Origin of the sequence: Wylensekiella montiformis (assembly GCF_009697385.1) — a bacterium.
Taxonomy (GTDB): domain Bacteria; phylum Bacillota; class Negativicutes; order Selenomonadales; family Selenomonadaceae; genus Selenomonas_A; species Selenomonas_A montiformis.
In genome coordinates, this window is record NZ_VUNL01000004.1 from 171390 (window position 1) to 184753 (window position 13364).

Sequence of the window (13364 nt, forward strand, 5' to 3'; positions counted from 1 at the left end):
TTGGAAATCCGGAAAGAAGAACGAGAATCTGTACCGAATACAGAAAGTGAGCACAACCATGTTTATTCATGACCTCATCCATCAGGGAGCGCCTGATGCCATGGCGATCATCGATCATGACCGCCGTTTTACCTATCGCGACCTGCAGACGGCGACAGCGGCCTGCCGCAACCGTCTTTACGCGTCCGGCGTGCGTCAGGGCGACCGCGTCGGCATTTTCTCGCGCAACAGCGCCGAATTTGTCTTTGCGTTCATGGGCATTGCTTCGCTCGGCGCCATCGCCGTGCCGATCAATTTTCAGCTCAGCAATCGCGAGATCGCCTATATCATCAAGGATGCGGGCATCGAAACGATCCTCACGTATCAGCCGCTGAATCTGGTCGATGCCATGGCCCAGCTCCGCTGCGATCTCAAGGTTTCCCAGCATGACATACGGAACATCGGACGTCCCAAAGCCGGCGTCCCCGACGCGCCGGAGCTGTCCGAATACTTCAATGAAGGCAATCCCTGCGAGATCATTTACACCTCAGGCACAACGGGGAATCCGAAGGGCGCTGTCCTCTCGCACCGCAATCTCATCACCAACACGGAGCAGCTGGACGTCATGCACTGCCGGGCGGAGCACAACGTACTCTGCGTTCTGCCGATGTACCACTGCTTCGGCCTGACCTGCTCCCTGCTGTACCCGCTTCACTGCGGAGCGACGGTGATCATCCTCGACTCCTTCACGCCGAAGGAAACGATCAGCACCATCCGCGACGAACGCATCACAGATCTCTATATCGTACCGTCCATCTGCAGCCTGCTGACCAAGCTGGCCAGCACCGAAGATATGAAAACGGTGCGCCTCGTGGTGTCCGGCGGCACGACGCTGCCGCTGAAGATTCAGCAGGACTTCATCCATAAATTCGGCGTGGATATCTGCGAGGGCTACGGCCTTTCGGAAACCTCGCCGGTCGTCACGATGAACCCGCCCGAGCGTCCGAAAGTCGGCTCCTGCGGCATCGCCGTGCCGGGCGTTCAATGGAAGCTGCTGGATGCGGATGGGAATTCCGTGCCGCAGGGCGAGGCCGGCGAACTCGTCGTCAAAGGCGAAAACGTCATGCTCGGCTACTGGAACCTGCCGGATGTCACGCATGACGCCATGCGCGGCGGCTGGTTCCACACGGGCGACGTCGCCCGTGTCGACGAGGACGGCTACCTTTATATCGTCGACCGCATCAAGGATATGATCATCAGCATGGGCGAAAACATCTACCCGCGCGAGGTCGAGGAGCTGATCTATCAGTACCCCGGCATCTACGAAGCCGCCGTGATCGGCATCGACGACAAACTTCGCGGACAGGCCGGCGCCTGCTTCTACAGTCTTCACGACGGCGCGTCCGTGAACATCCGCGAACTCAAGAAATTCCTGCAGGCCAATCTCGCGCTCTACAAAATTCCACGCGAATTCCACCAGATGGAGAAACTGCCGCGAACCACGACCGGAAAAATTGCCAAGCGCCAGATTCTCAAGGCGTTTCAGGAAAGCAAAGAAAAAAACAAGGAAAAATAAACCGTTGACAAGAAACAGGGCTGCCGTGCGTGATTTCAATGTGCGGCAGCCCTGTTTATCGTCCTGCCGATTCAACAGACACCCGCGGCCGCTCTGCCTGCGCTTTCGCGATCCCGTCCGGTTCATATACATTGCAGACCGTCAGCGCTCATTACGCCTATGAGATGTTTTGCCCGCATGAAAAAACTGTCTGCTGCAAATCACGATAAAGTAAAACGATTACTGCAAAAAATTCAGGAGTGTATAATCTGTGAAAACGACCCTTACCTATGGAGAAACCCTTTCCATCACGAGTATGTTATTCGGCCTGTTCTTCGGCGCCGGCAATTTGATCTTTCCGGCCTTTATGGGACAGCAGGCCGGCAGCAATATCTGGTATGCCTTGATCGGCTTCCTCATAACCGGCGTAGGAATGCCCATGCTGGCAGTAGCCGCGCTTGGCATCACCGGCAGCAGCGGCCTTTTGAATCTCAGCCAGCGTGTCGGCCGTCGCTTCGGGCTGCTTTTTACCTGCGCCCTCTATCTGACCATCGGCCCCTTTTTCGCCAGCCCCCGCTGTGTCACGGTTCCCTTCGAAATCGGCGCAAAAGCGCTGCTCCCGTCCGGGACCAGCGAGCCGTTGGCCCTGCTTCTCTTCTCGCTTCTCTTTGTGGCCGCGGCGCTTTGGTTCTCCCTGCGGCCCGGCAAAATCCTCGTCTGGACCGGCAAAATCCTGACGCCTCTTTTTCTGGCGGTTCTCGGCATTCTGCTGGCGGCCGCACTGACCGACCCGGCGGCCAGTATCGCCTCCTTCCCCCCTGCGCCGGCTTACGCCAATACGCCGATCCTGCAGGGATTCCTCGATGGTTATAACACCATGGACACGTTAGCAGGTCTTGCCTTTGGCATCATCGTCGTTGATGTCATCCGCAAACTAGGCATCGAAGAGTCTGGCGCCGTCGCCAGAAACACCGTCAAAGCGGGTGTTTTCAGCTGTCTGCTCATGGGCGTCATTTATGTATTCGTGGCCATGGCCGGAGCCGGCAGCCGCGGATACGCCCCCCTGAGCGGCAATGGCGGCGCTGTCCTCGCCTCGATTTCTTCTCACTACTTTTCTGACGCCGGCGCGGCCCTGTTGGCGTTCATCGTACTGCTGGCCTGCCTCAAAACCGTGATTGGCCTGATTACCAGCTGTTCCGAGGCCTTCGTCAAGATGTTCCCGGACAAGTTCTCTTATAATCAACTGGCAGTCACTTTTGCCGTCGTCACGTTTTTGATCGCCAACATAGGCCTGTCCGCCATCATCCAGTTCTCCATCCCCGTTCTCATGATGCTCTACCCCATTGCCATCCTGCTGACGCTGACCTCGCTGATCGGACACATCTGCGGTCTCGACCGCCTGCTGATCCGCAGCATCATGGCGGCAGCAGTCCTGAGTTCTGTTTTCGATTTTCTAAAAGCCCTGCCGCCGGACTGGCTGACCGCTGTCGGACTTGACGGGCTCATCCTGTATCTGACCGAAACCCTGCCGTTTTTCGCACAGGGATTTGGCTGGATCTGCCCATCCCTGCTCGGTCTTGCCGTCGGCACCGTCCTAAAATACAGCCGGACTAAACACAGCCGCCAAGCGTAATGCCGACATTTTCTCCAACGGGGCGACAGCGGCCCTTATCATCGGATAAACCATATTGCAGCGGGGCTGTTGCAGGTAAGGATAGATATCCTCCCATGCAACAGCCCCGTTTCTTTCTGCTGAAAGATTCCGTTTCTCTGCGGTCAGCGATCGGCATGTTCCCCATGATTTTGTGGTTGATCTGGTCAAATAATCATCCCATAGCAATGTTTAGCCATACGGCAAACGCCAGCTCCCCTGCCGTCCGGTCATTTGAGGTATTTCGTGATGTCCTGCAGGTACGCCATGAGGATTTTCTCATCCTCGTAGATCTGACGCCCCTTCTTGGTGACAATGCCCGAATTGATAAAAAACGGCTCGGCCAGCGGAATCACGGCAAGATGATCTTCGGGCAAAACGGCCTGCCGCGTCAGGAAGGTCGAAACGATCCCGTTCTTTACCAGATTTTTGATCGTATGCAGATACGGCGAATAGTGAAGGATCTTCCCCTCCCGGCCGGCTTTGAGAAACATTTCATGGACCATGCGGTAGACAAAGAAGCTGCTGTCGAGCATGACCAGCGGCTCTTCCGCAAAATCTTCCAGTGAAACGGTCTTTCGCCCGGCCAGCGGATGGCCGGGATACGTCACAAAGCAGCATTCGCAGGTGAAAAGCTTCTGGTAGTTGAGCTTCGTACTGAATCCGCTCTCATAATTCGTCAGCGCGATGTCGAGCTTCTCATCCTCGACCATCTGCAATGCGCTGATGCCGCCGGACTCGATGACATCGATCCGTATCTCCGGGTGAAGCCACCGGAAGTCGCCGAGGATCAGCGGAAGGAACTGCGTGCCGAGCTGCAGCGGCATGGCCATGCGGATGTGGTTGCGGTTGTGCGCCATGTCCTGAATGTCATCGTCCAGCTGATCCAGCTGATCCAGAATATGGCGTATCTTGCCCAGCAGACGGCTGCCGTCATGCGTGATGAGGAGCTTGCGCCCCTCACGATGGAAGAGATTGAGTCCTGTCTCAGACTCCAGCGCCTGCATGGCCACGCTGACCGTCGGCTGTGAAACATGCAGATGCTCCGCCGCCTTGGTGATATTCTGCCAGCGGCACACGGCATCGAAATAACGCATCTGGATAATCGTCATACCGGTTCCCCCTTTACGCCCGTTTCCCATTTTCTGGTCAACAGTATAGCACATTTCTATAAAAAAAAGCTATCGTTCATGAAAAGGAAGTATTTCACACGATACCGAATCTATGTCATAATAACAGTAAATAAAACGTATGTACATCAATAAATGACAGCAATAAAAAGGAGCGATTGGTATGATGGAGTTCTGGTTCAATCATGTAAAAAGCTATACGCAGGATATCCTGACGGAAAATGCCGATAATCTGAAGCAGTTTGAGATTCGTCCTGGCGTTTATTCCAATGTGAATCCGTCCGACCTGCTCGATGTGAAGGCCGCAGACTTCGATCTTGCCCGCTGAACTCACTGAGAAAAAAAAAGAACCGCCGTCCTGTTTTCATACAGGCGGCGGCCTTTTTTATTTCAGTTATTGCTTTTGGCGAAACGGACCGGTTCAGGCCTTCGCGCCGGTGGAATACATCGGTATCTTTTCCGGATTGTCGCTGATGCTCCAGACGCCGCACGGGCAGACGCCGGCGCAGATGCCGCAGCCGATGCAGCGTTCCGGATCGGATACGTACTCCCAGCTGCCATCCTCTTTTTCCACGCGGGTGATGGCTTTTTCCGGGCAGGATTCCAGACACATTTTGCAGTCACGGCAGGTGCCGCAGCTGACGCAGCGCGTATGATCGTCGACCGGATCGCCGAGCAGGCAGTGGTGGCACTTATCGAAGTATGCTTTGGACAGGCGCTCCGCCGGAATCTGCTTTTTCTCCGGGAACGGCTTTTCTTCCCGTCCCATCACATACTGGTCGACATACCAGGCAGCCTTGCGGCCGCTGCCGATGGCGTCGGTGAGGCGGCCCGGCTTGATCGTATCGCCGGCCGTAAAGATGCCTTTGGCGATGCTCAGATCGCTTTTCGGCACGAGCCAGCTCTTGCGGAAGAACTCGATTCCTTCGTCTTCCGGCAGGAAGTCGAGGACCGGCTCCTCGCCGATGCTGACGATAACCTGATCGGCAGGAATAAAGCGCCCGTCATTGCCGTACACACCTTCCGGCGTGATCTTGCTCGTGAAGAACGGCCAGACGAGTTTGCCGCCCAGTCCCTCGATATAGGCGATTTCGTCGGCAAAAGCGGCCGGCTTCTGCACATCGACGGCCACGACCGTCTCTGCGCCCATCTCATAAGCGCCGCGGCAGGTATCCATGCCGGAGTTGCCGGCGCCGATGACGACGACATGCTTCCCTGTCTTCGGCTTCTCGCCGCGGTTGATGGCCTTGAGGTACTCCAGACCCATCGTGAGATGCTCCACGCCTTCCCACGGGAAGAAGCGGGATTTCGTACCGCCCGTTACGACGACTACGGCATCGTTTTCGCTGCGGATCGCCGCGAATTTCGCCTTGTCGACCCGGCAGGCGCTGACGAACGTCACGCCGACGCTCTGGATGCGCTTGAGCTCTGCTTCCAGTAGCTCGTGCGACAGACGGCCACGCGGGATAACCTGTTCCAGCTTGCCGCCGATGTGCTCCGCATCGTCATAAACCGTGACGTCATGTCCCTTGCGGGCCAGCTGCCAGGCCGCCGAAAGGCCGGCGACGCCGCCGCCGATGATGCCGATTTTCCTGCCGGTCTTTTCCTTCGGCGGAGCGACCGGAACAAAGGCCGAACGATAGCCGAGATCCCCGATCTGAATCGGCTCGTCGATCGTGCCGCGCGTGCAGTGATCCATGCAGGGATTCGGGCAGACCGAGCCGCAGACCGAGCCGGCAAACGGCGTATAATCCAACTCAAGCTGCAGCGCCTCATCGAGTTTGCCCTGACGGATCAGATCATAGCGGCGCTGTGTCGGGATGCCGGTCGGGCAGTTGAATTCGCAGGGCGCGGCAAATTTCGCGTTGTCCCAGCTCGGAACACGCAGGCGGTAAAGCCCCGTAGAAAGCGTATTATGCACCGCGAAATCATCATGAGCCACATCGCTGAAGATGCCGCCCTTCACCCATTCCTGCAAACGGAACGCATGCAGATCCGGCGCCTGCTTCGGCTTCTTTTCCGCAGCAGTCAACGGGCGCAGCTTTTTCCACTGGCTCCAGTCCGAAAGCTCCGTGCGCAGCTCCTCCCGGCCAATGTGCTGCAGGAACTCGTCCATGCCGCCGTCCAGGAACGCGATGTCGTCGTCATTCAGATCGGCATAGACAATATCCTTCGGATACGTGTCGATCGGGCCGCGCACATAAACGACGCCGCCAACCATGCCGACGCAGGCGCGCTCTCCCAGAACCGACGCAAATTCCTTGCTGTCATAGCCGCAGACCACAGCCTTGCCGCCGCCCATGAACTCGAAGGAGAACGAGCCGACATTTTTGAGAATCCAGAGTTCCGGCTCCTCATAGAGCGGATCGTGCTTCATCAGCGAGCCGGTACGCGTGCCGCCGCGGCCGCCGATGAAAATTTTTCCGCCCGACGAGCAGTGGCCTGCCGTATCACCGGCATCGCCCTTTACCGTGATGATGCCGCCGGCATTGAGCCAGCCGACATCAGCGGAAATGGAGCCCTCTGCGACGATCTCCGTACCGGGCAGGCACATCGAGCCGAGACGCTGACCGGCGTTCCGGACGTGGAAGTGCAGCGGCTTTCCCTCCGGATGCCACAGCGGACCGCCGATATCATGCTGTCCGGATGCTTCAATTTCAAACTCCGTCTCCCCCTGCTTCACGGCGTCGCCGATGGCCAGAAGCAGATCCTGGGTGGACATGCGGTCATGTCCTTTCATGGTTTCTATCTTAAACATAAACGGTTTGCCTCCTGTCACGCCATCGATTTAGCACACATACTGGATACCGAGCTTGTCTGCAACGGCCTTGTCCGTGGAAACCAGCGCATCACTGCGGCCGATCGGAAGCGAGCTGTTGCCGATCGGCGCCATGAGCTTCTTGAGCTCCGTATCGAAGGCCAGCACATAATCAACGATTTTCTGTGCGCCGCGGTCGATATCGAGACGTTTAACGAGACGGGGATCCTGCGTGCAGATTCCCATCGGGCACTTGCCGGTATTGCAGGAATTGCAGCGGCCCTGTTCATTGCCGATGCAGCCCAGAAGCTGAATGAGTATCTTGCCGACAAATACGCCGTTGGCGCCGAGACACATCATCTTAAACGCGTCCGCCGCCGCATTGCCGGTCATGCCGATGCCGCCGCCGCCGTAAAGCGGAATCTGCCCCTGAAGGCCCTGTTTGACAGCCGCAAGGTAGCAGTCGCGAATCTTCGAAACGACCGGGTGGCCCGTATGATCGAGCGAAACCTCATTGGCCGCGCCCGTGCCGCCCTGAATGCCGTCGATGAAGAAGCCGCCGCAGATCTTGTACGGATCGCGCAGCAGATTGTTATAAACGGAGACCGACGTCGCCGAAGCCGCGCACTTGATGGCAACCGGCACGCGGAAGCCGAAGGCCGCGTTCATGGAAAGGTGCATTTTCTGAACGGATTCCTCGATGGAATACAGGCCCTGATGGTTCGGCGGCGAGGCCAGCGTCGCCTTCGGAACACCGCGGATGGCCTGAACATGCTCGGCCACCTTGGCCTCCGGCAGCAGACCGCCGTCGCCCGGCTTCGCGCCCTGTCCGATCTTGATGAGAATGCCGGCCGGGTCCGTCTTCATGTGCGGCATCGCCTTGATGATGCGGTTCCAGCCGAAATGCCCCGAAGCGATCTGAATGATGAAATATTTCAGGTACTCTGATTCCAGCAGCTTGACCGGCATGCCGCCCTCGCCGGAGCTCATGCGCACGGGCAGGCCGCATTTTTCATTGAGATAGCCGACCGCCATCGCGACGGCCTCCCAGGCGCGCGTCGAAAGTGCGCCGATGGACATATCGGAGAAAATCAGCGGATAAATCCAGTCTACGGGCGGCGTATGCTTCGCCTGAACGAGCTTGCCGTCGTGAATCTCGAAAGGAAGCTCCTTGGCCGACAGCACGCGGCCGAACGGCGAACGGATATCGAAGGTATGGCGCGCCGCATCGAGGGACGGGTCCGTCATCTGAGAGATACGGCCCACGACAATGCTGTCCAGCGTCCGCTGCGCATTGAGATTCGTGCGGCCGCCGCGCTTGATCGGGCCGTTGTCGCGCGAAAGCAGTTCCTTGCGCGTATCCGGATTGCGAACCGGACGGATGGCCTGATTCGGGCAGATCTTTTCACAGATACCGCAGCCGCGGCAGTAATCCGTCAGGCTGGCCACCTGCGTGATAACCGGACGGGCCATGTGCTTATGCACCGGCTCCGGCTGACTCTCCACCGATACCGTCATATCGCGCCGCTGCGTTGTGACCTTGATGGCCTTGAAGGAACAGCTGGCCACGCAGCTGCCGCACATCGTACAACGCTCGGAATCATATTCAATCTTCCATGGCAGGTCATTGACCCCCACATCCTGTGTCTTTACTGCTTCCATCTCTGTACCTCCAGGTCATTGTCGATTACTACGATTTCGCGTTCATTCGGATAAATATCCTTCGTCTGGTCGCGGTCCGGCATGATTTCATTGATGCCGCAGACCTCTGAGGAAATCGCCACCATATCCTCCGTGCGGCCGACGACGACCGGACGCAGCTTCTTGGAATCACAGCAGGTGATCATGCGCTGATCCGGCAGAACGCCGATGATCGTATTCGGACCGTTGATCTCGAGATTGGCAAGCGACTGCCGGATCGCCGTCAGGACTTCTTTATCCGGACGCTCCGCGATCTCCTCGAACGGCAGCGGCGTAATGACATGCTTGTAATAGATCAGCGGCCACTTGAGTTCATGATGAACGTAATGGAGGGTATTCAGGAAGCACTGGGAATCGGACTCAAAGCCGATGTATCCGCGGTGCAGGGATTTCTGAAATTCCTTATTCTTCGTATAGAAGGTATTCTCACCATTCGCACAGAGCGTATAGCCCTGCAGAAAGAACGGATGAGCCGCGTAGCGGACAATATCATAGTTCGTATTCTGACGGCACTGGGCGACGATCGATTTCGCCACCAGACAGCCGTTATCATCCCAGAGATGGAAATATGTGGCGATATCACGCGGATCGCCGATCTCTTTGAGCGTCAGAACATCCGGCCAGAAGGAATAGACAAAGCCCTCGCCGTCCTTTTCCAGAAGTTTGCGCAGAGCCAGACGCGTATCGAGCAGAAGATTTTCCTTCTGCTCCTTCGTCATCTTCTCGGCGCCCTCCGGATAATCATAGTTGCGGAAAATGTAGTACGGCATCGCCTGAATATCCAGCCCCGGCTTCTTGTCCGGAACCGGGATCCATTCAGCCAGCTGCACGAAGTTATGCGCATCCATATATTCCTCGACCAGCTGGGCGCCCCGCTGTGTGCAGGCCAGCGATAAGAGCGGTTTATCCTTATAATTGGAAAAGATTCCATAAAGATCCTGCATGACCATGGCAAATCCGGAATTATCATGCCCTTCCTGCTGCGGCAGCATCAGGTGCAGCGCCATGGATGGCTGAATGGGTACCTTGCTCTTGATTGAACCGATTCTACACATATCCGTCTCTCCTTTGAGATTGTCCTTTATATAAGGTATATTGTCTCTATACAATACATATAGACTGTAATGTATCTATTATTATAGGAACCTTGTAAACCAATGTCAATATGCATATTCAAACATAATATTCTGAAAAAAAAGCTCTCGGGCTTGATTTTATACGCCTTAAAACAATTTTTACACGAATAATTATTCTTATATGTATATTATATCATTCTAAAAGTTTACATAAGTATTCCTAAATTATACTTATGATCGCAATAAAAAAGCCCTATGCCGTTATCTGCATAGGACTTTTAGAAATTATACCCTTTTGTTATGTTATGTATTTTTTTACTGTATACAGGAATACATCCGGCCCGCGGCGCAGGCCGGTGCATCCATCAAGTATACAAAATACTTGATAAAACTTCAATGGAGATACGATGACGGATTGACCGCCTGCCCGTTGATGCGGACTTCATAATGCACATGCGGCCCCGTCGAGAAGCCCGTGCTTCCCATGTACGCGATAACCTGACCGCGGCGCACATACTGACCGGCCATGACGGCAACCTGCATGGCATGGCCGTACCGCGTCATGACGCCGTTCCCATGATCGATATCGACCATATTGCCGTAGCCGCCATCATTCCATCCCGCTGTCGTCACGACGCCGTCCGCCGTAGCGACAATCGGCGTCCCCATGTCGTTGGCGATGTCGATGCCCGGATGGAAATCCGAACCGTTCCAACGCAGGCCATAAGGCGAAGTGACGGTTCCCCGTGCCGGCCAGATCCCCGGCATCGTGCTGCCCGGCAGACCGGACGAAGCCTGCGGCGCGAGGCTGCCTTGCCGATCCTTGAGCTGCTGCTGCAGATCGAGCAAGGACTGCCGCCGCGCTTCAACGCCCTTTTCCACCTGATCCAGAACCTGTCCGACCTGATTGAGATCGGGGCGGATCAGCGGGCCGCCCTGTCCGTCATGCCCGCTCTCACTGCCGGCATCCGGCGTTTGCTGCTGCCCCGGGGCCTGATCCGCCGCCGGAGCCGCGCCGGAAAGACGGCGCAGATCATCCTCGAGCTTTTTCAGCTGATCCAGCTGATCCTGCAGCGCATTGGCCTTCTTGGAAAGCTGCAGCAGCTGCTCCTGCTGGATATTGTTCACCTCGCGCAGATTGCGGACCTCATCCGCGCTGCTGCGGGCAGCAAACGTGCTGTACACCGAATAACTGAACGCACCGACGAACAGCATCGCCCCGGCGGCCAGCGAAACCGCCCCCCATTTCAGCGCCCGCGCCGACAGGCGGATGCTGCGGATCTCGTCCCCTTTCGGCGGAATAAACTTAATGAGATACTCCTGCTTCCGCTCCGCATTCTCCTGCTCCGCGGCGCGGTCAGCCTGTCCCGCATTGTCTTTTGGTTCCTTCACCAGAACGCCTCCTGCAATAAAAAGAATCCACGGATCATTCTTCCCTGGATCATGATACAAACATAAAAAAGCAAAAGCCTTTCTGCTATTATAGCATAAGGCTTTTGCTTTTGAAACCCCTTTGCCGCGCTCAGAATTTATAGGCGTAGCTGAACAGGAAGCTTGCCGGTGCGGTGTAATAGGTCGACACGCCATGCGAGATCACATCGTGGCGGTCCAGCATGTTGTTGATGGTCAGGCTGAATTCATTGCGTTCATCCGGCTGGAAGATGGTATTCCATCTCGTCAACAGGTAAGGCTTGGCGTCAAAGGAATGTGCCGCAGTCGGAGTCTGCACCCGCTTGGCGAGGAAGGAAGCGTCCAGACGGGACGTCCATTTCCCCTGATGGAAGCCCACGCCGCCGGTCAGCTGGAGCCGTCCGTATTTCCGATCCCAGTAGCCTTTCTTTGTGCTTTTGGATTCCGGGTTCTGCACGGTCATGCCCCAGTGCCAGGACCATGGCGATACGCCCTTGATATCCAGCGCCAGTTCCAGACCGGTGTTGCGGAAGTCTTCATTCGAATATTCATACTGGCTTTTTTTGCTTTCCCAGGAAGCAGAGATGTTATCCGTAATGTCCATATGGAACAACGCGGCTTTCCAGCTATGTGCCGCCCGCTTTTTCTTCCAGCCGATCTCGTAATTGACGCCTTTCTGCGGCTTCAGATCCGGATTCGGCACCGCAGCGGATGATGCACCGTACATCTGGGCAAAGTACGGCATGATGAAGGACTGCGCGACGCTGGCATACAGATTGCCGGCTTCGCCCATCCGGTGCAGCCACTGCCCGGACATGCTGAAATTGTGATAGTTCTGATCCTTCCATGCGCCGCTCGTCCATGTTTCCCGCGCCCCGGCAGTCATGCTGTTTTTCGCATCAAAGGCATGCTCGTACTGCGCAAAAGCCGCCCAGTTATTCCGCGTATATTTCGCGGCGGTTTTGGTGGAAACCGCGTACAGTTTATCCATCTGCTCGCGCTGCAGGGACATGCCGCCGATCCAGGTATCTTTCGGATTCTGCTTCCAGCGGCGCTGAATATCCAGCCCATAGGTGATATTCTTCTCCCGGGTATTATAACGGTTCGCCGAAGCCTCTGCCGGTTTGCCCGTCTTTGTGTTGAAATTCGTCGGCCCTTCCGATTCCACCGTTCCTGAATTGAAGTAGAAACTGCCTTTCCAGTCCTTGTCCTTATAGTTCAGCTGGGTGATATGGCGCTCCTTCGTATAATGCCGGCTATTGTACAGATCGCCCGGCTCTGCGGCAAGACCCGCTCTGGCCTGCGTCACCCAGCGGTCATACGTCGCGTCGGTGTTCAGATACTGATAAAGGAAGCCGAGATTCGGCGTCAGCTGCCAGCTCAGACCGGCTGACTGTTTTTTGACGTCATGCAGCACGGTTTTTGTGTCGATCAAAAGCGGCGAGGACGGAGTGCGGCTGACCTCAACGCCGTGTTTCCACTGGCTGAAATCATAAGTTACGGCCAGCCGGTCGTCGCCGGCATTGACATGATACTGATATTGTCCGGAATTTCCGATTCCGGCCATAACCTGATTGTCCGCTTTCTTTTTGGTGATGATGTTGATCACGCCGGCCATGGCCTCGCTGCCATAGAGTACCGATCCGCCGCCCTTTACGACCTCGATGCGTTCAATGCTTCCGGCGGGAATGGCCGACAGATCGTACTTGCCCCGCCAGGAAACCGGATTCCCATTCACAAGGATCAATGTACCGTTGTCGATGCCGCGTATCACCACATCATTGGACATGGTCCCCATCGCCGCGCCATTCTGCCCAAAGGCCGAATAGGCTGTGCTGTCCATCTCAGACAAGGCTTCCGCGGCATTGCGGGCGCCGCTTTCGCGAATTTCCTGCGCGGAAATCACCCGCGTTGCTGCCGGAACCTCCAGATCCCGTTTGGCAGACCGCGTCGCCGTGACGACGACCTCGCCCAAATCTTCCTGAACCGTACCGTCCTTTCCGGCGCCGTAGGCCACAGGCAGCGCCGCTCCGGTTATGACCGCCGCCATTCCGGCCGCCAGATATGTTCTTGTTCTTTGTTTCAAATCGATTCCCTCCGTTTT

9 protein-coding genes are annotated in these 13364 nt (G+C 56.3%); 3 read left to right on the forward strand and 6 right to left on the reverse strand.

Annotation, left to right across the window (positions count from 1 at the left end):
• Window positions 1–58 precede the first annotated feature (58 nt).
• Window positions 59–1555, forward strand: coding sequence for a class I adenylate-forming enzyme family protein (locus FYJ78_RS05045; RefSeq protein WP_154620315.1), 1497 nt, complete (start codon window positions 59–61; stop codon window positions 1553–1555).
• A gap of 250 nt (window positions 1556–1805) precedes the next feature.
• On the forward strand, window positions 1806–3167 hold the full coding sequence (brnQ, locus tag FYJ78_RS05050; RefSeq protein ID WP_206671372.1) for a branched-chain amino acid transport system II carrier protein: 1362 nt from the start codon (window positions 1806–1808) through the stop codon (window positions 3165–3167).
• Between the two features lie 248 nt (window positions 3168–3415).
• Here the strand turns inward: brnQ and FYJ78_RS05055 are convergent, their stop codons facing one another.
• The gene (locus tag FYJ78_RS05055; protein WP_154620316.1) at window positions 3416–4297 is read right to left on the reverse strand and encodes a LysR family transcriptional regulator; all 882 of its coding nucleotides are present in this window, start codon (window positions 4295–4297) and stop codon (window positions 3416–3418) included.
• A 181-nt stretch (window positions 4298–4478) separates the two neighbouring features.
• On the opposite strand from FYJ78_RS05055, the gene FYJ78_RS12735 reads away from it, so the two are divergent.
• The gene (locus FYJ78_RS12735) at window positions 4479–4643 is read left to right on the forward strand and encodes a hypothetical protein (RefSeq protein ID WP_195847873.1); all 165 of its coding nucleotides are present in this window, start codon (window positions 4479–4481) and stop codon (window positions 4641–4643) included.
• Window positions 4644–4736: 93 nt separating this feature from the next.
• On the opposite strand, the gene FYJ78_RS05060 is transcribed toward FYJ78_RS12735, so the two are convergent.
• From FYJ78_RS05060 to FYJ78_RS05080, 5 genes are all read right to left on the reverse strand, one after another.
• On the reverse strand, window positions 4737–7073 hold the full coding sequence (locus FYJ78_RS05060; RefSeq protein WP_154620317.1) for an FAD-dependent oxidoreductase: 2337 nt from the start codon (window positions 7071–7073) through the stop codon (window positions 4737–4739).
• Between the two features lie 30 nt (window positions 7074–7103).
• Window positions 7104–8735 carry a glutamate synthase-related protein gene (locus FYJ78_RS05065; protein ID WP_154620318.1) on the reverse strand — a complete coding sequence of 544 codons (1632 nt, stop codon included), beginning with the start codon at window positions 8733–8735 and terminating at the stop codon, window positions 7104–7106.
• Window positions 8723–9829 carry a class II glutamine amidotransferase gene (locus tag FYJ78_RS05070; protein ID WP_154620319.1) on the reverse strand — a complete coding sequence of 369 codons (1107 nt, stop codon included), beginning with the start codon at window positions 9827–9829 and terminating at the stop codon, window positions 8723–8725. The genes FYJ78_RS05065 and FYJ78_RS05070 overlap by 13 nt, the downstream gene beginning before the upstream one ends.
• Before the next feature lie 414 nt (window positions 9830–10243).
• On the reverse strand, window positions 10244–11242 hold the full coding sequence (locus FYJ78_RS05075) for a M23 family metallopeptidase (protein WP_328597636.1): 999 nt from the start codon (window positions 11240–11242) through the stop codon (window positions 10244–10246).
• Between the two features lie 130 nt (window positions 11243–11372).
• Window positions 11373–13346, reverse strand: a complete 1974-nt coding sequence (locus tag FYJ78_RS05080) for a TonB-dependent receptor plug domain-containing protein (protein ID WP_328597637.1) — start codon at window positions 13344–13346, stop codon at window positions 11373–11375.
• Window positions 13347–13364: the final 18 nt, after the last annotated feature.